The sequence below is a fragment of the Streptomyces sp. XM4193 genome (genome assembly GCF_023072595.1).
Classification (GTDB): domain Bacteria; phylum Actinomycetota; class Actinomycetes; order Streptomycetales; family Streptomycetaceae; genus Streptomyces.
In genome coordinates, this window is the sequence record NZ_JALLGK010000002.1 from 755,345 (window position 1) to 776,888 (window position 21,544).

A 21,544-nucleotide genomic window follows, 5' to 3' on the forward strand; every position below is an offset into this window, starting at 1 on the left:
GGCGCGGCGCAGCGACGCGCCGCGCCGGTTCCGTGTCTCCGCTCCGGATTTCGCTGTCCCCTCACGCGTCCATCCCGGCTCCGGTCCGCACGCTTCCCCCAGGTCGCAATCCGCACGCACGCGGGCCGCGACCTTCTTTTCCCACAAGGAAGTCAGTTCGATGTCCCTTAACGAGCTCTGGGGCTATCTCGTCCTAGGGGTGGTGCTCGGCTGTCTCTACGCCGTCATCGCCATCGGGTACACCCTCGTCTACGGTGTGCTCCAGCTTCTGAACTTCGCACACAGCGAAGTCTTCATGTTCGGCGGTTTCGGCGGAGTCCTCGCGCTCACCGCCTGGACCCCCGTGGTCAATCCGTCCGGAATGCAGTCGGTGCTCTACGTGGCATTCGGCATGGCGGCCGGAGCCGCACTGGGAGCCGCGGTCGCCTACGGGTTGGAGAAAGTCGCCTACAGACCACTGCGCAGACACAACGCGCCACGGCTGGTCTTTCTGATCACCGCGATCGGTGCGAGCTTCTTCCTCTACAACCTCGCGGGCAAGCTCTTCGACCGCAGCTCGATCTCGATGCCGCAGATGTACGCCAACGAGACGGTCTTCACGCTCTTCGACACCGACATCAAGACCACCCACCTGCTGATCGTCTTCTCCGCGGTGGCCATGATGGTCGGCCTCGACTACGTGGTGAACCGCACCAAGCTGGGCTCGGGCATCCGCGCGGTCGCGCAGGACCCCGAGGTGGCGTCGCTGATGGGCGTCAACATCGACAAGGTCGTCTCCCGCACCTTCGTCATCGGCGGTCTGCTCGGCGGCGCGGCGGGCTTCCTCTTCGGTGTGAACAGCAAGGTCGTCTACACCATGGGCTTCCTGCCCGGAATCACGGCGTTCGCCGCGGCCGTGCTCGGTGGTATCGGCAACGTCCGCGGCGCGATGCTCGGCGGACTGCTGCTGGGCATCGTCGAGACCATGACCGTCTTCTTCTGGGGCGACGACTGGCGGTACGTGGCCGGGTTCGCCGTACTGGTCCTGGTCCTGATGTTCCGTCCGACCGGTCTTCTCGGTGAGCGTCTGGGGAGGACGGCATGAGCAACCAGACGATGAACGCCCAGGCGGCCAAGCGGCTGCGGCAGGTGCGCTGGTACCAGGAGCCGCGCTGGCAGCGGCTGGGCGGTCTGCTCGCACTCGCGCTGCTCCTGGCGATGGTCACCGGCGTCCAGGGCACCAACAGCGACCCGTTCTACGCGATCAAGGAGAACTTCACCGGCGTCGGCCTCTGGGTCTACGTCGGGATCGCGCTGCTGATCTGGGTCGCCCGGGAGTTCTTCTCCGAGCCGGTCAAGCAGGCCGGCGCCACGGCGAGGAAGACCAAGGGCACTGTCTTCGACGGCCCCCTCGGCCAGTTCAAGCAGCTGCTCGCCGGACAGCCCAAGATCCGCTGGGCACTGATGGCCGCGGCGGCGGCCCTCGCGGTCTGGGGCCCGATGGGTCTCGACCGGTACTGGCAGACCGTGCTGGTCGACCAGGTGATGATCTTCGTGCTGGTCGCCATCGGCCTGAACGTGGTGATCGGCTGGGCGGGCATGCTCGACCTCGGCTTCATCGCCTTCTTCGCCATCGGCGCGTACAGCGCGGCGTACTGGACGGGCGCCCTGCCCGTCGCCCCGCCGATCGAGCTGAACAACTTCGCGGTGATCCCGCTGGCGGTCATCACCTGCCTGGTCGCCGGACTGCTGCTCGGCGCACCGACGTTGAGGCTGCGCGGCGACTATCTGGCCATCGTGACGCTCGGCTTCCACGAGATCGTCTACCTCACGGCCAAGAACCTCAACGACGTCACCGGTGGCACCAGCGGCGTCAAGGTCGACCGCTGGGAGATCGGCGGCTACGAGTTCCGCATCGTCGACCAGATGCCCTTCTACTGGGTGCTGTTGGCCTTCGCGGCCATCACGGTCTTCCTCTTCGTCCGGCTGGAGCACTCCAAGGTCGGCCGTGCCTGGACCGCGGTCCGCGAGGACGAGATCGCGGCGGCCTCCACCGGCGTGGACACCGTCCGCTACAAGCTGATGGCCTTCGCGATCGGTGCCTCGACCTCCGGTCTGGCGGGTGTGGCCTACGCGAGCAAGGTCGGCTACATCAACTCCGAGAACTTCGTCATCCTGCTGTCGATCCTCGTCCTCGCCTATGTGATCTTCGGCGGTATGGGCTCGCTGCCCGGCGTGATCTTCGGTGCGGCGTTCCTGGTGTGGCTGCCGGAGTTCCTGCGGGACTACGTGGACCCCAAGGACCGCCACATGTACCTGGGCGCGCTGCTGGTGATCATGATGATCTACCGGCCGCAGGGCGTGATCCCCTCCAGGCGCAGACAGCGTGAGCTCAAGATGGCCGAAACGGGCAGCGTCGAAGCCGAGGCTACCGGGACGGGAGGCAAGCACTCATGACCACAGACCTTGGCAAGAGCAAGGCGGGCAGGGCCGGTGGCGCGGTGGCCGACGGCGACCTCGTACTGGACGCCTCGGGCGTGACGCTGCGCTTCGGCGGCGTCACCAGCCTGAACGACGTCGAGCTGCGGATGGTGCGCGGCGAGGTGCTGGCCGTCATCGGCCCGAACGGCGCCGGCAAGACCTCGCTGTTCAACTCCCTCACCGGGGCGTACGTTCCGCAGGAGGGCCGGATCAGCTACCGGCCCGAGAGCGGTGGCGAGCACGAGCTGCGCGGGTGCAAGCCGCACCTGGTCAGCCGGCTCGGGGTCGCCCGCACCTTCCAGAACATCCGCCTCTTCGGCGCGCTCACCGCACTGGAGAACGTGAAGATCGCGGCCGAGACCCGGCTGAAGGCCGGGCCGGTCTCGATCATGCTGGGCCTGCCGAACGCACGCCGTGCCGAGCAGGAGAGCGACCGCAAGGCGCACGAGGTGCTCTCCTTCGTCGGTCTGGTCGACAAGCTCAACGAGCTGGCCGGCGCGCTCTCCTACGGCGACCAGCGCAGGCTGGAGATCGCCCGGGCGCTGGCGACCGACCCGCAGGTGCTGCTGCTGGACGAGCCCGCCGCCGGCACCAACCCGACGGAGAAGCTGGAGCTGGAGCAGCTGATCCGCCGCATCAACCGCGACCTGGGCGTCAGCGTGCTGCTGATCGAGCACGACATGCGCTTGGTCATGTCCGTCGCCGACCGCGTGATGGTGCTGAACTTCGGCAAGAAGATCGCCGAGGGCAGCCCCACCGAGGTCCAGCAGGACCCGGCGGTGGTGGAGGCCTACCTCGGCGCGGTCGCCGAGGAGGACGCCGCGGCCGTCGCGGAAATGGTCGCCGAGCAGGAGGAGCACGCCGCCGAGCGCGCGCCGGAGGACCCCGGCTCGCCGAAGGGGCCGGGCGCCTCCGACCAGCCGGACGCCGGCACCCCGTCCACCGGTACCGAGGACGGCGAGAAGCAGTCTGGGGAGGAGCGGGCATGAGTGGCGCCGCTGATCTGAAGAAGGAGCCCGCGGGCTCGGAGCGCACCGGCACCCCGCTGCTCGAACTCCGCGACCTGCGTGTGTACTACGGCGCCATCGAGGCGCTGAAGGGCATCAACGTCAAGGTGTACGAGGGCGAGGTCGTCGCTCTGCTCGGTGCCAACGGCGCCGGCAAGTCGACCACGCTCCGTGCCGCCTCCGGCATGCTGGCCCCCCGCGAGGGCCAGGTCCTCCTGCACGGCGAGCGCGTCGACGGCATCAAGTCACACGATCTGGTGCAGTTCGGCATCGGCCATGTCCCCGAGGGCCGGCGGGTGTTCCCGCGCATGACGGTCAAGGAGAACCTGGAGATGGGGGCGTACCGCTTCAAGTCCCCCGACCGGGAGGAGATGGACCGGGTCTACACCCTCTTTCCCCGGCTCAAGGAGCGGCGCACCCAGCTCGGCGGCACACTCTCCGGCGGTGAGCAGCAGATGCTCGCCATCGGCCGAGCGCTGATGGGCAAGCCCGAACTGCTGCTGCTGGACGAGCCGTCGATGGGCCTCGCGCCGCTCATCGTGCGCCAGATCTTCGACATCCTCAAGGAGATCAACGAGCAGGGCACCACGGTGCTGCTGGTCGAGCAGAACGCCTCCCAGGCGCTCCAACTGGCCGACCGCGGCTATGTGTTGGAGACCGGTGAGGTCGCGATGGCCGACGAGGCGTCCTCGCTGCTCGCCGACCCCCGGGTGCGCGCGGCGTACCTGGGCGAGGGCGCGTAGCGACAGCCCCGGAGCAGGACGCAGGCCGGTACCCGGATTCGGGTGCCGGCCTGCGCCGTGTGTGCCCCTGCCCGGCCGCACCCGCGGGCGCGGCCGGGCGGGTGCCGCGGGGCTCGGTCCCGCCGCGGGCGGGGGCACAGCCCTGCTTCGGGGACTCAGCCCTGCCGCCGGGGCTCAGTCCTGCTTGGGCGCGTCGCGCAGCAGGCAGGTCAGCCTCGCGGTGCAGACCCGCTTCCCGGTCTCCTCGGTGAGAACGATCTCGTACGTCGCCGTGCTGCGGCCGCGGTGCACCGGGGTGGCGGTACCGGTCACCCGGCCCGAGGAAAGCCCCCTGTGGTGCGTGCAGTTGAGGTCGACTCCGACCGCCACCCTCCCCGGGCCGCCGTGCAGCATCGCCCCGACCGAACCGAGGGTCTCGGCCAGCACCGCCGAGGCGCCGCCGTGCAGCAGTCCGTACGGCTGGGTGTTGCCCTCCACCGGCATGACGCCGACGACCCGCTCCGCGTCCGCCTCCAGCACCTCGACGCCCATCCGCCTGCCGAGCGCTCCGGCGGAGAAGAGGGCGGGCAGATCGACGCCGACCTCGGCCCACTGCTCCAGTACCTCGTCGGAAAAGCGCGTGGCGGCTCTCTCACCCATGGCTGTCGTCTCCCCTCGCGTGCCCGCGCCCGTGGCGGTGGGCGGCGGTGCCTGGTGTGTCCGGGCACCGTCCTATCACTGGCCGTCGGCCCCCGGCCGGGCAGGGGTGAGGCGTACGACGACGGACTTGCTGGTCGGGGTGTTGCTGGTGTCCGCGGTGGAGTCCAGCGGCACCAGCACGTTGGTCTCCGGGTAGTACGCGGCGGCGCAGCCCCGCGCGGTCGGGTAGTGGACGACGCGGAAGCCGGGGGCGGTACGCGTGCTGCCGTCGTGCCACTCGCTGGTCAGATCGACGTACGAGCCGTCCTCGACGCCCTGTTCGCGCGCGTCCTCGGGGTGGACCAGCACGACCCGGCGGCCGCCGCGGACACCGCGGTAGCGGTCGTCCAGGCCGTAGATCGTGGTGTTGTACTGGTCGTGCGAGCGGATCGTCTGGAGCAGCAGCGCACCCTGCGGCACCCGCGGAAACTCCACGGAGGCGGCGGTGAAGTGCGCCTTGCCGCTGGGGGTGGGGAAGCGGCGCTCGTCGCGCGGGGCGTGCGGCAGGGTGAAGCCGCCGGGCACCGCGATCCGTGCGTTGAAGTCCTCGAAGCCGGGGATGACGCGCGCGATGCGGTCCCGGATCGCGGCGTAGTCCGCCTCGAACTCCTCCCACGGCGTCCTGCTTTCGGCGCCGAGTACCAGACGCGCCAGCCGTGCGACGATCGCCGGCTCGGAGAGCAGCTCCGCGGACGCCGGGGCGAGCCGTCCGCGTGAGGCGTGCACCATGCCCATCGAGTCCTCGACGGTGACGACCTGGTCGCCGGCCCGCTGGGTGTCGCGCTCGGTGCGGCCCAGGGTCGGCAGGATCAGTGCGCGCGCGCCGGTCACCACGTGCGAGCGGTTCAGCTTGGTCGAGACGTGCACCGTCAGCCGCGCACGGCGCATCGCCGCCTCGGTCACCGCGGTGTCGGGCGAGGCCGCCACGAAGTTGCCGCCCATGGCGAGGAAGACCTTCGCCTCGCCGTCCCGCAGCGCCCGGATCGCCCGGACCGTGTCGTACCCGTGCTCGCGCGGCGGCTCGAACCCGAACTCCCGCTGCAGCGCGTCCAGCAGAGCGGGCGCCGGGCGTTCGAAGATGCCCATCGTGCGGTCGCCCTGGACGTTGCTGTGGCCGCGCACCGGGCAGACCCCCGAGCCCGGACGGCCGATGTCGCCGCGCAGCAGCAGGAGGTTGACGATCTCCCGGATGGTGGGGACGGAGTGCTTGTGCTGGGTGAGACCCATCGCCCAGCACACCACCGTCCGGCGCGAGGCGAGCACCATCTCCGCCGCCGCCTCGATCTCGGCGCGCCGGAGCCCGGTGGCCCGGAGGGTCTGCGCCCAGTCGGTCTCCGCCGCCTGTGCTGCGAACTCCTCGTACCCCAGGGTGTGTTCGGCCACGAACTCCCGGTCCACGGCGTCCGGCGCGTCCAGCACCAGCTTGTTCAGCATCCGGAAGAGGGCCTGGTCGCCGCCGAGACGGATCTGGAGGAAGAGGTCCGTGAGCGCCGTGCCCCGGCCGAGGAGGCCGCGCGGGTTCTGCGGGTTCCTGAAGCGCTCCATGCCCGCCTCGGGCAGCGGGTTGACGGTGATGATCCGGGCGCCGGCGCGCTTGGCCTTCTCCAGCGCGGTGAGCATCCTGGGGTGGTTGGTGCCGGGGTTCTGGCCGGCCACAATGATCAACTCGGCCCGGTACAGGTCCTCCAGCAGGACGCTGCCCTTGCCGACCCCGATGGTCTCCGAGAGCGCCGAACCGGAGGACTCGTGGCACATGTTGCTGCAGTCCGGCAGGTTGTTGGTGCCGAACTCCCGGGCGAAGAGCTGGTAGAGGAAGGCGGCCTCGTTGCTGGTGCGGCCGGAGGTGTAGAAGACCGCCTCGTCCGGCGAGTCCAGCGCGCGCAGTTCGTCGGCGATCAGCCGCAACGCGCGGTCCCAGCCGATCGGTTCGTAGTGGTCGGCGCCCTCGGCGAGCAGCATCGGAGAGGTCAGCCGGCCCTGCTGACCGAGCCAGTAGCCCGAGCGCTCGGCGAGGTCTGCGACCGAGTGCTCGGCGAAGAAACCGTCGGTGACACGCCGAGTGGTGGCCTCCTCCGCGACGGCCTTGGCGCCGTTCTCGCAGAACTCGGCGGTGTGCCGCTTGTCGTCCTCGGGCCAGGCGCAGCCGGGACAGTCGAAGCCGTCCTTCTGGTTGACGCGCAGCAGCGTGAGCGCGGTCCGCCTGACACCCATCTGCTGCTCGCCGATCCGCAGTGCGTGGCCGACGGCGGGCAGTCCCGCCGCCGCCCGCTGGGGTGAGCCGACCCGCGGTGCGTCCTGGACGGGGTCTGTCTCGGGTGCCTTGCGCCTGTCGCTGCTCATGCCTCCATCCTGCCACCGGGCCCTGGCGCGGGGGCGGTTCGCGGCTGCCGCGACGCGGTCCCGCGAGCGAGCCGGCCGCTGCGCGGACCGGGTTGTCAGTGGCGCGTGGGAGGATCGGCGACGTGGCAAAGACAGCATCGAACCAGACGCAGACCCCGAGCCCGACGGATGTGCGGCGGCTGCTGCTCATGGACGGGCACTCGCTCGCCTACCGGGCTTTCTTCGCGCTGCCCGCGGAGAACTTCTCCACCACCACGGGCCAGCAGACCAACGCGGTGTACGGCTTCACCTCGATGCTGTCCAACACCCTGCGGGACGAGGCCCCCACCCACTTCGCCGTCGCCTTCGACGTCTCCAGAAAGACCTGGCGCTCGGAGGAGTACCCCGAGTACAAGGCCAACCGCTCCAAGACGCCGGACGAGTTCCGCGGGCAGGTCGAGCTGATCGGCGAGCTGCTGGACGCGATGGGCGTGCGCCGCTTCGCCGTCGACGGCTTCGAGGCGGACGACGTCATCGCCACGCTGACCGCGCAGGCCGAGGCCGAGGGGTTCGAGGTCTCGATCGTCACCGGCGACCGCGACGCCTTCCAGCTGGTGTCCGAGCACACCACCGTGCTCTACCCGACCAAGGGCGTGTCCGAGCTGACCCGCTTCACCCCGGAGAAGGTGCACGAGAAGTACGGTCTGACCCCCGCCCAGTACCCGGACTTCGCGGCGCTGCGCGGCGACCCGTCGGACAACCTCCCCGGCATCCCCGGCGTCGGCGAGAAGACGGCCACCAAGTGGATCAACCAGTTCGGTTCCTTCGCCGAGCTGGTCGAGCGGGCCGAGGAGGTCAAGGGCAAGGCGGGCCAGAACCTCCGCGACCATCTGGAGTCGGTCAGGCGCAACCGCCGGCTGACCGAGATGGTCAAGGACGTCGAGCTGCCCTGCGGCCCGCTGGAGCTGGAGCGGGTCCCGTACGACCTGGACGCGGTGCGGGGCCTGCTGGACTCGCTGGAGTTCCGCCACGCCAACTTCCGGGAGCGGCTGTTCGCGGTCGACCCGGGCGCCGCCGAGCAGGCGGACGCCCCGCCGGCCGCGGGTGTGGAGATCGAGGGCCGGGTGCTGGAGCCCGGCGAGCTGGTCGGCTGGCTGGGCGAGTTCGGCACCGGACCGCTTGGTCTGATGAGCGTGGACAGCTGGCGCCTGGGCGCGGGCGCGGTCACCGAGGTGGCGCTCGCCACCGCTGAGGGGCCCGCGGCCTGGTTCGACCCGACCCAGCTGAGCGCCGAGGACGAGTCGGCGTTCGCCGCCTGGTGCGCGGACAGCGGCAGTGCCAAGGTCCTGCACAACGCCAAGGCGGTGCAGCGTGCGTTCGCCGAGCACGGCTGGCGGCCCTCGGGCATCACCATGGACACCGCCCTCGCCGCCTATCTCGTCCAGCCCGGTCGGCGGTCCTTCGCGCTGGAGACGCTGAGCACCGAGTTCCTCGGCCGCGAGCTGCCCCAGACCTCCCAGGCGGAGGGCCAGTTGGCGCTGGGCGCGGAGGAGGAGGCCCAGGCCGACGTGCTGATGGGCCAGGCGCGCACGGTGCTCGATCTGGGCGGGGCGTTCAGCGAGCGGCTGGCCGAGGTCGGGGCGGCGGATCTGCTGCACGACATGGAGCTGCCCACCTCGACGGTGCTGGCCGCGATGGAGCGCGCCGGTATCGCCGCCGACGTGGAGTGGCTGCGCTCGCTGGAGCAGCAGTTCGCCGACGCCGTGCAGGAAGCGGTGCGCCAGGCGCACGCCTCGGTCGGGCGGGAGTTCAACCTCGGCTCTCCCAAGCAGCTCCAGGAGGTGCTCTTCGGCGAGTTGGAGCTGCCGAAGACGAAGAAGACCAAGACCGGATACACCACCGACGCCGACGCGCTGCAGTGGCTGGCCGGGCAGACCGAGCACGAGCTGCCGGTCCTGATGCTGCGCCACCGCGAGCAGTCCAAGCTGCGCACCACGGTGGAGGGTCTGATCAAGACCGTCGGCGACGACGGCCGTATCCACACCACGTTCAGCCAGACGGTCGCCGCGACCGGTCGGCTCTCCTCCACCGAGCCCAACCTCCAGAACGTCCCGGTCCGCACCGACGAGGGCCGTGCCATCCGTCGCGCCTTCGTCGTCGGCAGCGGCTACGAATCGCTGATGACCGCCGACTACAGCCAGATCGAGCTGCGGGTGATGGCCCATCTCTCCCAGGACAAGGGCCTGATCGAGGCGTTCACCTCCGGCGAGGACCTGCACACCACGGTCGCCTCGCAGGTCTTCTCGGTGCCCGAGGACCAGGTCGACGCCGAGATGCGGCGCAAGATCAAGGCGATGAGCTACGGACTGGCGTACGGGCTCTCGGCGTTCGGCCTCTCCCAGCAGCTCAGCATCGGCACGGACGAGGCACGCCGGCTGATGGACACCTACTTCGAGCGGTTCGGTGGAGTGCGCGACTACCTCCAGCACGCCGTGGAGGAGGCCAGAGCGGTCGGATACACCCAGACCATGCTCGGCCGCCGCCGCTACCTCCCCGATCTGACCAGCGACAACCGCCAACGTCGCGAGATGGCCGAGCGGATGGCGCTCAACGCCCCGATCCAGGGCACCGCCGCCGACATCGTCAAGCTCGCCATGCTCCGCGTGCAGGAGGCGCTCACCGCGGAGCGGCTCGACTCCCGTCTGCTGCTCCAGGTCCACGACGAGATCGTGCTGGAGATCGCCGCGGGGGAGCGGTCCGCCGTGGAGGAGCTGGTGCGCCGGGAGATGGCCGGAGCGGTCTCGCTCAGCGCGCCGCTGGACGTGTCGGTGGGCGTCGGCGCCGACTGGGAGTCCGCCGCGCACTGAGCGCAGGCCGCCGCCGTGCCGGAGCACCCACCGCGGGCTCCGGCACGGCGTTCCGCTCCTGCCGGGACCGGTGTCGCGGTGTTCGGTACCGCCGGCCACCTGTCGCTGCGTTCGGTGCGCGGTGCGGGGCTTGGGCGGTGCCGGGCTTGGGTTGTGCCTGCGTGCGGGAGGTGTGCGGTGGCGCGGGCGGGGTGCGCCGTCGATCTCCCGTCCCCGGGCGGGCCGTTGACGGTTCGGAGGCTGGCGGAGCGGACGTCGCGGGACGTTCCGGTCCTCGTTGTCGGACGCATGTCGTAGGCTCGCTCGCAAGTCGGCGCGATCACCGGACCGCGTCGGCAGCATGGCCAAGGAGGGGGCGCCCCATGGCAGTTGGCAGGCGAAGGCTTCGTACCGGAATGACCGCGACCGCGGTCGCGGCCGCCGCGATGGTGGCGCTCACCGCCTCGCAGGCGCCGGGGGTGGAGATCGGCGCACCGGGGTCCGGGGCGGAGGAGCCCGCAACAGACGAGCGCACCTCCGCCGACGGCAACTCGCCGTACCACACCGAGCTTCCGCCGCTCGACAGCCCGGAGATACCCGACGGCAAGGACGGTCCGGGCGGCAGCGGTCCGGACCGTGCAGGTGCCGGTGCCGCGGGCATCCCCGCCACCGTGCTCACGGCGTACCGCAACGCCGAGAAGAAGCTCGCCGCCGAGCGCCCCGGCTGCAACCTCCCCTGGGAGCTCCTCGCCGCCATCGGGCGGGTGGAGTCCGGGCAGGCCCGCGGCGGCGCGCTCGACAGCGACGGCAACACCCTGCGTCCCATCCGCGGCCCGGTCCTCGACGGCAACGGCTTCGCCCTGATCAAGGACACCGACGGCGGAGCCTTCGACGGCGACAATCGTTTCGACCGTGCCGTAGGCCCGATGCAGTTCATACCCTCGACCTGGGCGAGTTGGGGAGCCGACGGCAACGGCGACGGTGTGTCCGACCCCAACAACATCCACGACGCCGCGCTCGCCGCAGCCCGTTATCTGTGCGCCGACGGCCGCGACCTCTCCCGAGCGGCGGACCTGGAGCGCGCGATTCTCAGCTACAACCGTTCGCGGGACTATCTGCGCACGGTGCTGTCGTGGCTGGAGTTCTACCGCAAGGGCACCCACGAAGTGCCGGACGGGAAGGGCACGTTGCCCGACTCCCCGGGTGCGGGCAACCCGTCGAGGCCCGCATCGCCGAAGCCGGTGGGCCAGCGGCCCGACAAGCCCGGTGCGCCCGAGCGCCCCGGCAAGCCCGAGAAGCCGACCCAGCGGCCGACTCCTTCTCCCACGGGATCGACCAGCCCCACGGCCACGCCCAGCCCCACCGGCACCGACGACCCCAGCCCCACCCCTTCGCCGACGGACGGGCCCACGGACGGCCCGACGGACGGACCCACGGACGGGCCGACCGGAGAGCCGACTCCCTCGCCCACGGACGAGCCGACGGAGTGCCCCACCGGCACTCCCACTCCCTCGCCCTCCGATCCGTCGCCGACCGGCAGCCCCAGCCCCACCGAGACACAGTCGCCCACTCCCACCCCCTCGCCCTCCGAGACCGACAACCCGGACGAGCCCGAGGACCCGGAGAATCCGGACGAGCCCGAGGACCCGGACGACCCGCAGGACCCGTGCGATCCGGAGGACCCCTCCGAGGAGGAGAGCGGCGCTCCGCAGCAGCCGAACCCCTCGCCGAGCGGGGGCGACCCGGACGAGGGCGGCGAGGACGACGGCTCCGGCGGAGGCGGCGGAGCGGCCAAGGGCACCGACCGGGCCGCGTTGCTGCGCCGGAACTAGGGTCTGTCGTTCGGAGATTGCCGGACGGGGAGCGACGTCCGGTGCACGCGGCACACGCGTGTGCCGGGTGTCGCGGGCCCGGCGAGGATCGCAACGACGGGCCGTGCACCCGGCCGGGTCGCCGCCGTACCTCCGGCCCGGCTGCCAGAGAAGTCCGGCAGGGCTTCGCGGTCCGGCGGGACACGAGCCGGGTCGTACGGGGGAGCGGTCAGTCGCCGTCGCGGTGCAGGGTGGCGTCAATGCGTTGGGCGACGGCCTGCCGGAGGTCGGGGTCGAGGCTTTCAGCCGTGAGGGATTCGTACAGCCACAGTCCGTCGGCGGCCAGTCGGGCGACGAATCTGTCGAGAGTCGCGGGGTCGTCGGTGGTCGGGGCGGGGGGCGGCGCCCAGCGCTCGATCACCGCGTTGCCGGGAGCCGCGTGTTCGTCGGTCGTCGATCCTTCCAGCATGAACAGCAGCTCGGCCCGGGTGGCGCTCTGGGTGGCGACGCGGATGTAGGCGGTGAGCCGTTCGGCGGCGGTGGCTTCGGCTGCGGGTTTTCCCGCTGCCGCGGCCAGGCTCGATTCCCACTGATCGGCGAGGTGTTGGTGGATGGCCTGCACCAGGTCGTTGCGGGAGGCGAAGTGGTAGAGGAGGCCACCCTTGGTCAGGCCGGCCTCGGAGGCGACGGAGTCGAAGGTGACGCTCTTGATGCCCTCGCGCTCGACGACGCGGGCGGCCGCTTCGAGGATCTGGGTTCGTTTGCTGGTCCGCATGGGTGCTCCGGTCGGTCAGTGGTGCGCTGGGGCGTTGGTCGTGTGCGCGGCGGCGGTCAGGGCTGATCCGGGGCCGTGGCGGCGCAGCAGCAGGGCCGTGGCGATCGCGCCGACGGCTGTCACGGCGGCGACCACGACCGTTACGACGAAGTACGCGTTGTCGAACGCGTTGGAGGCGGCGGTGACCAGCGAGGGGTAGTCCTTGCCGAGGGCGAGTGCGGCGTCGAGGCTGTCGCGCGCCGAGTCCGGCACCCCGGCGGGCAGTTCGACGGTCGCGCTGTAGACGGCGGTCAGGAGGCTGCCCAGGAGGGCGACCGCGATGAGACTGCCGAACTCGTAGGAGACCTCCTCGATTGAGGACGCCATGCCGGCCCGGCGAGCCGGCACATTGCCCATGATCGCACTGGAGGCGACGGCCATCGCAGCCCCGAGCCCGGCTCCGGTGATCAGCAGGCCGGTCACCAGCAGCCCTGTGCTCGTGTCGAAGCCGGCCAGAACCACCGCGGTGCCGGCAGCGGCGAGGGCGAGGCCGCCCGCGACGATGGGCAGCAGACCGACCCGGTGCAGGATCGCGCCTCCGACCATGGCCGTCGGCAGAGCTCCCAGGGCGATGGCGGCGACCAGCAGCCCCGCGCGCAGGGGCGTGAAACCTTCCACGAGTTGGAAGCGCTGGGTGGTCGCCAACTGGATGCCGGCGATGGCGAACATGGACAGCCCGGCGGCCAGGACGCCGGCGAGGAACGCCGGGTTGCGGAAGATCGCGAAGTCCAGCAGCGGGTGGGGCAGACGGCGCTGTCGCACGGTGAACGCCCATCCGCCCACTGCGGCCGCCAGGAGAGCGGCGGCCACGACGAGCGGGGCCGGGCCGGTCTTCGCGGTCTCCTTGATCGCGATCACCAGGCCGACCAGGGCGACGAGCGCGAGCAGTGAGGAGAGCAGGTCCCAACGCTTGGAGGCATCGGCATCGTTGGCGGGCGCGAGGGCGAAAGTGGCGATGATCGTCACGATGACGACCGGCACATTGATGAGGAAGACCGACCCCCACCAGAAGCTGTTGAGCAGGATGCCGCTGACGATCGGGCCCAGCGCGCTGCCCACGAGGGCGAGGCTTCCCCAGACGGCGATGGCGATGTTGCGCTCGCGTTCGTCGTCGAACGTGACACGGATCAGGGCCAGGGTGGCGGGCATCATCGCCGCCGCCCCCACCGCCAGGAACGCCCGCGCTGCGATCAGCGCCTCCGGGCTCGACGAGAACGCGGCGGCCAGCGAGGCGGTCCCGAAGACCACCAGGCCGATCAGGAACATCCGCCGGTGACCCACTCGGTCTCCCAGCGTCCCGCTGCCCAGCAGCAGCCCTGCCATCACCACCGGATAGGCGTTGATGATCCACAGGCCCTCCGAACTGCTCGCTCCGAGGTCCTCCACCAGCGTCGGCAACGCGGCGTACAGGATGGAATTGTCCAGCGTGATCAACAGCAGTCCCGCACTCACCACCGTGAGCAGCGACCAGCGCCGCCTCGTACTCAAAATCATCTCCGCGCGTCTCTTCGGGCAGCCGGGCCTGCCAGGGCAGCCGGGCCGGGCAGGCCGGTTGGACCCGTAACTTTACCTTACGGAAGGTACAGTTACGGGCTCGTGTCGCTGTCGCCACCGCTCGCTCGGAGGGGCGGCACCGCCCGCTCGGGCAGCGTCGGACAGCACCTGTTGGCGGGCGGGGGATCGCATCGTGCGAGATCACACGGTGGACGGGCGCGACAGCGGCCGGGGTCGGCCGGGGCGCCTGCTGCCGACGGCCGTTTGGTGGGCTGCGGCGTGATGTGCCGACGGGCGCTCGACGCAGCGCTGCGGCGACGGCCGGCGCGCGACCGGCGTACGAGCCCGGGCGGTGGGGCCGGGGTGTCAAGCCGGCCCACATCGGAGGCGGCGGGTGGCAGGCGGCGGGTGGCGGGCGGCGGAACGCGGCGCCGGCTCGGGGCAGGGCGCCTAACCGCGGCGCCGTACCCGGCTGGTCGGTTGTGCCGTCGTCGGGTCGTCCGGCCACGGGTGTCTGGGGTAGCGCCCGCGCAGCTCCGCCCGGACGGAGCGGTAGCCCTGCTGCCAGAAGGAGGCGAGGTCGGCGGTCACCGCGGCGGGTCGACCGGCGGGCGAGAGCAGATGGACCAGCAGCGGCACCCGTCCGCCCGCGATCCGCGGGGTGGCGTTCCAGCCGAAGAGCTCCTGCAACTTCACCGCGAGCACGGGCTGTTCGCTCCCGTAGTCGATCCGCACCCTTGAGCCGGAGGGCACTTCGACGCGTTCGGGCGCCAGCTCCTCGAAGCGCGCTGCCGCGCCCGACGCCCACGGCAGCAGCGAGGTGAGCACCGCATGCACATCCACCTTCGCCAGCGAGGTGCCGGTCAGTCGCTCGCCGACCGCGGCCACCAGCGCGTCGTCGCCGACATCGGGCCAGGGCGGCCCGAGTTCGCGGTGCAGGAAGGCGAGTCGCTGCCGCAGCCGCAGGGCGCTCTCGGGCCAGCGCAGCACTTCCGGTCCCTGCTCGCGCAGGCGGGTCCGCAGGGCTTCGCGGACGACCTCCGGTTCGGGCGCGGGCTCGACGCGGCTGCGCAGTTCGATGGCGCCGAGCGCCTCGACGCGCCTGGCCACGACCTGGCCGCGGTCGGCGTCCAGCGTGATGTCCGTGTACTCGCGTCGCAGTGCTCCGGCGGCCAAGCGGGCCAGTTCCTCGTCCAGTTCGGCCGCCAGGCGCACCCGGGCGGTGGCCGCGCCCGCCGGCCGGTCCGCTGTCGCGACGGCGAGCCACCCGCCGTCGCCGGACCGGTGCTCCGCGCGGGTGCCGGAGGCCATCAGCCAGCTGCCCGGGCCTCGTCCGCGCGCGACGCGTTCGGGGTGGGCGAGCGCCACCACCAGTCCCGCGGCGAGCTCCTCGGTCAGGCCCTCGGGCGGATCCAGGGGCCGGCGGGGCCCTGTTTCCCGGCCGTCGTCGGCGACCGTGCCGACCGTTCGCAGCGCCTCCCGCAGCCGTCGCACCTCGCGTCGCCAGCGTCCGCCGTAGGGGTCGCGCTCGCCGACCCGTCGGGCCTCGCGCAGCGCCGCCGACACCTCGGTGCCCCACTGCGCGGGCGGGGGTTCACCGATGAGCGCGACGACCTCGGCGGCCAGCTGCGGCCGGGTCAGCCGTGCGCCGTCGAGGAGGGCCCGGGCCAGGCGGGGGTGCAGCCCCATTCCGGCCATTGCCCTGCCGCGCGCGGTCACCCGCCCCTGCTCGTCCACCGCGCCGATGGCCCGCAGGGTGTCGCGGGCAGCGGCCATCGCTCCCGCGGGAGGCGGGTCGAGCAGTGCCAGCGTCCGGGCTTCCGGATCGCCCCAACAGGCGGTCTGCAGGGCGAAGTCGGTGAGGTCGGCGAGTGCGATCTCGGGCGAGGGGAACCGCTGCCGGCGTGCCTCCTCCGCCTGTTCCCAACAGCGCAGCGCGACGCCGGGGCCCTCGCGCCCGGCCCGACCGGCGCGCTGGACGGCGGTCGCCCGGGAGACCCGGACCGTGACCAGGGAGCCGAGGCCGCGCGCGTGGTCCATCCGCGGCTCCCGGGCGAGACCGGAGTCGACCACCACCCGCACCCCCGGCACCGTCAGGCTGGACTCGGCCACGGAGGTGGTCAGTACGATCCGGCGCGGACCCTCCCCGCCGCGTCCGCGCAGAACCGCGTCCTGGACGTCCGCCGGCGCCCGGCCGTGCAGTTGGAGCACCTCCGCCCGCGAGCCGAGCCGCTCAGTCAACTGCCGCGCCACTCGGGCGATCTCGCCCACTCCGGGCAGGAAGCAGAGCACGTCGCCGTCCGGGTCGCACTCCAGCCCCCGGACCACCGTAGCCGCCACGTGGGAGAGCAGGGCCGGGTCGACGCGGGTGCCGTGCGGGGGCGCCGCGCCCCGCGGCGGCGGTGCGTGTGCGATGTCCACGGGGTGCGCGATTCCCTCCGCGGCCACCACCGGAGCCGGCTCGCCGCCTTCCTGCCGGGCGAGCAGCTCGGCCCAGGCGTCGGTGTCGGCCGTCGCCGAGGCGAGCACCAGCCGCAGCTCGGGCCGCAGGGCGGCTCGTACGTCCAGCAGGAACGCCAGCGCGGTGTCGGCGTCCAGGTGCCGCTCGTGGCACTCGTCCAGCAACACGACGTCGGTGCCGGGCAGTTCCGGGTCGCGCTGCAGCCGCCTCAGCAGTACGCCGGTGGTCACCACCTCCACCCGCGTACGGGGTCCCACCCGGCGCTCACCGCGCACGGTGTAGCCCACCGATTCGCCCACCCGCTCGCCCAGGAGCCACGCGATCCGACGGGCCGCGGACCGGGCGGCCAGCCGCCGCGGCTCCGCCACCAGGACGTTCCGGGCCGGAGCGCCGTCGGCGAGCAGCCCCGCCAGCGCGGGCGGGACCAGCGTCGTCTTGCCGGTGCCGGGCGGGGCGTGGAGCACCGCGGTTCCGCGCTGCTCCAGGGCTTCGCGCAGTGCGGGCAGCGCGGTGCGTACGGGCAGGCGCTCCAGGGCGTCCGCGCGCGGGCCCGTCGACGTCCGCGGGGCGGAGCCGGCCCGCGGGTCCGGCGACGCGCCGGCGCCGGCGTCGGACCCGCGGGCGTCGGTACGGGCGTCGCGACGGCGTGCCTCGGTACGGGCGTCGCGACGGTTCTCGGCAAGGCGCTCTTCGCGGGCTCCGGGCTGCGTACGGGCGGGGGCCTCGGCTCGCGGGGGCCGGCGGGAGGAGTGCGATGGCGGTGTGGGCACCGGCCTACTTTCGCGCGTCGGTCGTGCGGTCCGGCTCCCGGGGCCCGTCGGCGCGTGCGCAGACGAAGATCGCGGTGCCCGGGATCAGGTTCCCGCGCAACGGCGACCAGCCGCCCCACTCCTGCCGGTTCCACCGCGGCCACTCGGGCTCGACCAGGTCGAGCAGGGTGAAGCCGGTGGCGGTCAGATCGCGCACCCGGTCGCCGAGCGTGCGGTGGTGCTCCACATACACCGCGCGGCCCTGCTCGTCCTGCTCCACGTACGGCGTGCGGTCGAAGTAGGAGGCGGCCACGCTCAGCCCCTCCGGGCCCGGTTCGTCGGGCAGCGCCCAGCGGATCGGGTGGGTGAGGGAGAAGACCAGCCGGCCGCCGGGCCGCAGCACCCGGTGGACCTCGCGGAGCACCGTGCGCGGATCCGCGACGAACGGGAGCGCGCCGTAGGAGGAGCACACCAGGTCGAAACCGCCGTCCACGAAGGGCAGCCGCCCGGCGTCGGCCTCGACCAGGTCGACGTTGTCGACTCCGATCCGAAGCGCGTGCTGGAGCTGCCGGTGGGAGACGTCCAGCGCGACCGGACGCGCGCCCCTGGCCGCCAGCCACCGCGCGCACTGCGCGGCTCCGGCGCCGAGCTCCAGCACCCGCGCACCGCGCAGCCCGGCCGGATCGCCGAGCAGCCCTGCCTCGTCCTCGCTCAGCCCCTCGGGGCCCCAGACGAACCGGTCGTCCCCGAGGAAGCCGCCGTGCTCCTGCTGGTACTCGTCGGCGTTCCGGTCCCACCAGTGCCTGCTGGCCCGGGCGCTCTCCGGTGCGTCCGCGGCGCGGCGCACGGCGGTGGTGTCGTCGGGGTCCTGCCCGGCCGCGGGGAGGTGCGCACCCGCGGTGGCGGAGGAGGCCGTGCCGGTCGTCTCGTGCTGCGTCATGTCGTCCATCTGTGAGGTGTGCGCCCCTGCGGGAGCGGCGCACACGAGTGCGGAAGCGGCGGGCGCGGCGTGCCCGAGGGGTGTGCCTGCCGGCGCGGCCGGCGCGCACGGATGCGGCGCCGGGGGAGCCGGGGTACGCAGGTCGCGGGCCGTGCCGTACCGTGGGCAACGCTTGAGCTCACGGGAGCAACTGGCGCCAGGCGTGCCGGTTTTGGGTGATTGGCCTCGCCTGTCGCAAACGCGCATTGACCCCGCCCAGCTGCACCCGTATGCTACAAGTTGCGCTGCGGGTCTGCGTGCGCCTCGGACGGAGCAGGCCGCGCTTGCATCGGTTGTATGTCCTCTCGGTTGTTGAGGCGCTCCCTCGTACGTCGTCGTCGAACGGCGTGGAGAATTCGAGCGCTTCTCAGGCTGTCCGGCTTCGGCGGTGTGGAAACGGGCTCTCGGCGTAGCAGTACCTACGACGTATCTGTCCGTACCGGAGCCCTTAACCACATGACGAGCAGCACCGAGACCACCGCCACCACCCCGCAGGTTGCGGTCAACGACATCGGTTCCGAGGAAGAATTCCTCGCCGCGATCGACGAGACGATCAAGTACTTCAACGACGGCGACATCGTCGACGGCGTCATCGTGAAGGTCGACCGGGACGAGGTCCTGCTCGACATCGGTTACAAGACCGAGGGCGTCATTCCGTCCCGCGAGCTTTCGATCAAGCACGACGTCGACCCCAACGAGGTCGTCGCCGTCGGTGACGAGATCGAGGCCCTTGTTCTCCAGAAGGAGGACAAGGAAGGTCGCCTGATCCTCTCGAAGAAGCGCGCCCAGTACGAGCGTGCCTGGGGCACCATCGAGAAGATCAAGGAAGAGGACGGGATCGTCACCGGTACCGTCATCGAGGTCGTCAAGGGTGGTCTCATCCTCGACATCGGCCTGCGCGGCTTCCTCCCGGCCTCCCTGGTCGAGATGCGTCGTGTCCGCGACCTCCAGCCCTACGTGGGCAAGGAGCTCGAGGCCAAGATCATCGAGCTGGACAAGAACCGCAACAACGTGGTCCTGTCCCGCCGTGCCTGGCTGGAGCAGACCCAGAGCGAGGTCCGTCAGACCTTCCTCACCACCCTGCAGAAGGGCCAGGTGCGCTCCGGCGTCGTCTCCTCCATCGTCAACTTCGGTGCCTTCGTGGACCTGGGCGGCGTCGACGGTCTGGTGCACGTCTCCGAGCTGTCCTGGAAGCACATCGACCACCCCTCCGAGGTCGTCGAGGTCGGCCAGGAGGTCACGGTCGAGGTCCTGGACGTCGACATGGACCGCGAGCGCGTCTCCCTGTCGCTCAAGGCGACCCAGGAAGACCCGTGGCAGCAGTTCGCCCGCACCCACCAGATCGGCCAGGTCGTCCCCGGCAAGGTCACCAAGCTGGTGCCGTTCGGTGCGTTCGTCCGCGTGGACGAGGGCATCGAGGGTCTGGTCCACATCTCCGAGCTGGCCGAGCGCCACGTGGAGATCCCGGAGCAGGTCGTCCAGGTCAACGACGAGATCTTCGTCAAGGTCATCGACATCGACCTCGAGCGTCGTCGCATCAGCCTCTCGCTGAAGCAGGCCAACGAGTCCTTCGGCGGCGACCCGATGGCCGTCGACTTCGACCCGACCCTGTACGGCATGGCGGCGTCCTACGACGACCAGGGCAACTACATCTACCCCGAGGGCTTCGACCCCGAGGCCAACGACTGGCTCGAGGGCTACGAGAAGCAGCGCGAGGAGTGGGAGCGCCAGTACGCCGAGGCGCAGACCCGCTTCGAGCAGCACCAGGCGCAGGTCATCAAGTCGCGCGAGGCGGACGCCCAGGCCGAGGCCGAGGGTGCCGCGGCGGGCAACCAGCCGGCTCCGTCCAGCAGTGGCGGCGGCCAGGGTGGCGGCTCGTACTCCTCGGACTCCGGTGACGACTCCGGCGCGCTGGCCTCGGACGAGGCGCTCGCCGCGCTCCGCGAGAAGCTGGCCGGCGGCCAGAGCTGACGCTCTGCCTCCACGCTCCGCCCCTCGGAGGGCGGCCGTGAGCGGTCCCAGGGCCCGTCCCCCGTACGCGGGGGGCGGGCCCTTCGCCTGTTCGCACAGCTGAGGGGAATAGCCTTGGCCGGCGCGGGCGTTGACGAGTCCGTAAGCGACACGGAGAGGCGAGAGCTGTGCGTGATCCACGCGAGTTGTACGAGTGGGAGCCGTCGGGGCTCCGCGCGGTGGAGGGCATCATCGACCGCGGTGTGGGTGCGGGCCTGACGATGCTCTACCACTTCGAGGGCTTCATCGACGCCGGCGGTGTGGGCGAGCAGATCGTCAGCGAGGTGCTGGAGCGCCAGGAGTCGCAGGTCGTGGCGCGGTTCGACACCGACCGTCTGGTCGACTACCGAGCCCGGCGCCCCCTGATGACCTTCCATCGCGACCGCTGGACGGAGTACCAGCGTCCCGAGCTGCTCCTGCGTCTCGTCCGGGACGGCGCGGGCGCCCCGTTCCTGGTGCTGTCCGGACCCGAGCCGGACGTCGAGTGGGAGAGCTTCACCGCGGCGGTGGCCGGGATGGTGGAGCGGCTGGGCGTCCGGCTCTCCGCCACCTTCCACGGAATTCCGATGGGCGTTCCGCACACCCGCCCCGTGGGGCTGACCCCGCACGGCAGCAGAGCCGAGCTGGTGCCCACCCAGCCGCAGTTGTTCGACGAGGCGCAGGTGCCGGGCAGCGCGGCGGCGCTTCTGGAGTACCGCCTGACCGAGGCCGATCACGGGGCGCTGGGCGTCGCCGCCCATGTTCCGCACTATCTGGCCAGGTCCGCGTACCCGGACGCGGCGCTGGTCGCGCTGGAGGCCGTGACGGCCGCGACCGGGCTGGTGCTGCCGTCCGTCGCGCAGGAGCTGCGCACCAAGGCGCGCCGCACCCAGGTGGAGATCGAGCGCCAGCTCGCCGAGGGGGACGAGGAGTTGACCGCCGTGGTGCGCGGTCTGGAGCAGCAGTACGACGCGGTGGCCGGCGCCCGGACCCGGGGCAGTCTCGTCGCGGAGTCGGCCGAGCTGCCGTCGGCCGAGGAGCTCGGCGAGGTGTTCGAGCAGTTCCTCGCCGAGCGCGAGCGCGACGCCGGCGAATGGGGCGGCTGACGGCTTCCGGCTGACGATTCGGTTTTCGGCCGACGTTTTCGGCGGCCCGGCTGCCGGTTCCGCGTCGGTGGGCCTCGTCCCGCTGCCG

The 21,544-nt window shown here is 71.8% G+C and carries 14 protein-coding genes; 8 read left to right on the forward strand and 6 right to left on the reverse strand.

Annotated features, from left to right (window positions below):
* The first annotated feature begins 160 nt into the window (after positions 1-160).
* The 4 genes from MTQ01_RS10510 to MTQ01_RS10525 are packed head-to-tail and all read left to right on the forward strand — an operon-like array spanning position 161 to position 4,210.
* Positions 161-1,084: a branched-chain amino acid ABC transporter permease gene (locus MTQ01_RS10510; protein WP_247488891.1), complete on the forward strand. Its 924-nt coding sequence runs from the start codon at positions 161-163 to the stop codon at positions 1,082-1,084.
* Positions 1,081-2,436 carry a branched-chain amino acid ABC transporter permease gene (locus MTQ01_RS10515; RefSeq protein ID WP_247488893.1) on the forward strand — a complete coding sequence of 452 codons (1,356 nt, stop codon included), beginning with the start codon at positions 1,081-1,083 and terminating at the stop codon, positions 2,434-2,436. The genes MTQ01_RS10510 and MTQ01_RS10515 overlap by 4 nt, the downstream gene beginning before the upstream one ends.
* Complete coding sequence (locus MTQ01_RS10520; RefSeq protein WP_247488895.1) at positions 2,433-3,449, forward strand: ABC transporter ATP-binding protein; 1,017 nt, start codon at positions 2,433-2,435, stop codon at positions 3,447-3,449. Before MTQ01_RS10515 ends, MTQ01_RS10520 begins: the two co-directional genes overlap by 4 nt.
* Positions 3,446-4,210, forward strand: a complete 765-nt coding sequence (locus tag MTQ01_RS10525) for an ABC transporter ATP-binding protein (RefSeq protein WP_247488897.1) — start codon at positions 3,446-3,448, stop codon at positions 4,208-4,210. The genes MTQ01_RS10520 and MTQ01_RS10525 overlap by 4 nt, the downstream gene beginning before the upstream one ends.
* 174 nt (positions 4,211-4,384) lie before the next feature.
* On the opposite strand, the gene MTQ01_RS10530 is transcribed toward MTQ01_RS10525, so the two are convergent.
* Positions 4,385-4,849: a PaaI family thioesterase gene (locus MTQ01_RS10530; protein WP_247488899.1), complete on the reverse strand. Its 465-nt coding sequence runs from the start codon at positions 4,847-4,849 to the stop codon at positions 4,385-4,387.
* Positions 4,850-4,924: 75 nt separating this feature from the next.
* Positions 4,925-7,228 carry an FdhF/YdeP family oxidoreductase gene (locus MTQ01_RS10535; protein WP_247488902.1) on the reverse strand — a complete coding sequence of 768 codons (2,304 nt, stop codon included), beginning with the start codon at positions 7,226-7,228 and terminating at the stop codon, positions 4,925-4,927.
* Positions 7,229-7,350: 122 nt separating this feature from the next.
* Here MTQ01_RS10535 and polA point away from each other — a divergent pair, with 122 nt between their 5' ends.
* Both polA and MTQ01_RS10545 read left to right on the forward strand, forming a co-directional pair.
* Entirely contained in the window at positions 7,351-10,074 is a 2,724-nt protein-coding gene (gene polA, locus MTQ01_RS10540; protein WP_247488904.1) for a DNA polymerase I, read from the forward strand.
* A 362-nt stretch (positions 10,075-10,436) separates the two neighbouring features.
* Positions 10,437-11,885, forward strand: coding sequence for a lytic murein transglycosylase (locus MTQ01_RS10545; protein ID WP_247488906.1), 1,449 nt, complete (start codon positions 10,437-10,439; stop codon positions 11,883-11,885).
* 208 nt (positions 11,886-12,093) lie between these two features.
* Here the strand turns inward: MTQ01_RS10545 and MTQ01_RS10550 are convergent, their stop codons facing one another.
* The 4 genes from MTQ01_RS10550 to MTQ01_RS10565 all read right to left on the reverse strand — a co-directional run bounded on the left by MTQ01_RS10550 (position 12,094) and on the right by MTQ01_RS10565 (position 18,331).
* On the reverse strand, positions 12,094-12,639 hold the full coding sequence (locus tag MTQ01_RS10550; protein ID WP_247488908.1) for a TetR/AcrR family transcriptional regulator: 546 nt from the start codon (positions 12,637-12,639) through the stop codon (positions 12,094-12,096).
* Between the two features lie 15 nt (positions 12,640-12,654).
* Positions 12,655-14,172, reverse strand: coding sequence for an MFS transporter (locus MTQ01_RS10555; protein ID WP_247488910.1), 1,518 nt, complete (start codon positions 14,170-14,172; stop codon positions 12,655-12,657).
* A 450-nt stretch (positions 14,173-14,622) separates the two neighbouring features.
* Positions 14,623-17,166: an ATP-dependent helicase HrpB gene (gene hrpB, locus MTQ01_RS10560; protein ID WP_247489208.1), complete on the reverse strand. Its 2,544-nt coding sequence runs from the start codon at positions 17,164-17,166 to the stop codon at positions 14,623-14,625.
* A gap of 241 nt (positions 17,167-17,407) precedes the next feature.
* A complete protein-coding gene (locus MTQ01_RS10565) occupies positions 17,408-18,331 on the reverse strand; it encodes a class I SAM-dependent methyltransferase (protein ID WP_374207684.1) in 924 nt (307 codons plus the stop codon).
* Between the two features lie 486 nt (positions 18,332-18,817).
* On the opposite strand from MTQ01_RS10565, the gene rpsA reads away from it, so the two are divergent.
* Positions 18,818-20,332 carry a 30S ribosomal protein S1 gene (rpsA, locus tag MTQ01_RS10570; RefSeq protein WP_247488912.1) on the forward strand — a complete coding sequence of 505 codons (1,515 nt, stop codon included), beginning with the start codon at positions 18,818-18,820 and terminating at the stop codon, positions 20,330-20,332.
* Positions 20,333-20,499: 167 nt separating this feature from the next.
* Positions 20,500-21,456 (forward strand): PAC2 family protein, encoded by a 957-nt coding sequence (locus MTQ01_RS10575; protein ID WP_247488915.1) that lies wholly within the window; start codon positions 20,500-20,502, stop codon positions 21,454-21,456.
* The last annotated feature ends 88 nt before the right edge of the window (positions 21,457-21,544 follow it).

Excerpts from the sequence above, each read along its gene's own strand:
- MTQ01_RS10510 (WP_247488891.1), top strand. The coding sequence starts at position 161 with ATGTCCCTTAACGAGCTCTGGGGCTATCTCGTCCTAGGGGTGGTGCTC.
- MTQ01_RS10515 (WP_247488893.1), top strand. The coding sequence starts at position 1,081 with ATGAGCAACCAGACGATGAACGCCCAGGCGGCCAAGCGGCTGCGGCAG.
- MTQ01_RS10520 (WP_247488895.1), top strand. The coding sequence starts at position 2,433 with ATGACCACAGACCTTGGCAAGAGCAAGGCGGGCAGGGCCGGTGGCGCG.
- MTQ01_RS10525 (WP_247488897.1), top strand. The coding sequence starts at position 3,446 with ATGAGTGGCGCCGCTGATCTGAAGAAGGAGCCCGCGGGCTCGGAGCGC.
- MTQ01_RS10530 (WP_247488899.1), bottom strand. The coding sequence starts at position 4,849 with ATGGGTGAGAGAGCCGCCACGCGCTTTTCCGACGAGGTACTGGAGCAG.
- MTQ01_RS10535 (WP_247488902.1), bottom strand. The coding sequence starts at position 7,228 with ATGAGCAGCGACAGGCGCAAGGCACCCGAGACAGACCCCGTCCAGGAC.
- MTQ01_RS10545 (WP_247488906.1), top strand. The coding sequence starts at position 10,437 with ATGGCAGTTGGCAGGCGAAGGCTTCGTACCGGAATGACCGCGACCGCG.
- MTQ01_RS10550 (WP_247488908.1), bottom strand. The coding sequence starts at position 12,639 with ATGCGGACCAGCAAACGAACCCAGATCCTCGAAGCGGCCGCCCGCGTC.
- MTQ01_RS10555 (WP_247488910.1), bottom strand. The coding sequence starts at position 14,172 with ATGATTTTGAGTACGAGGCGGCGCTGGTCGCTGCTCACGGTGGTGAGT.
- MTQ01_RS10565 (WP_374207684.1), bottom strand. The coding sequence starts at position 18,331 with ATGGACGACATGACGCAGCACGAGACGACCGGCACGGCCTCCTCCGCC.
- rpsA (WP_247488912.1), top strand. The coding sequence starts at position 18,818 with ATGACGAGCAGCACCGAGACCACCGCCACCACCCCGCAGGTTGCGGTC.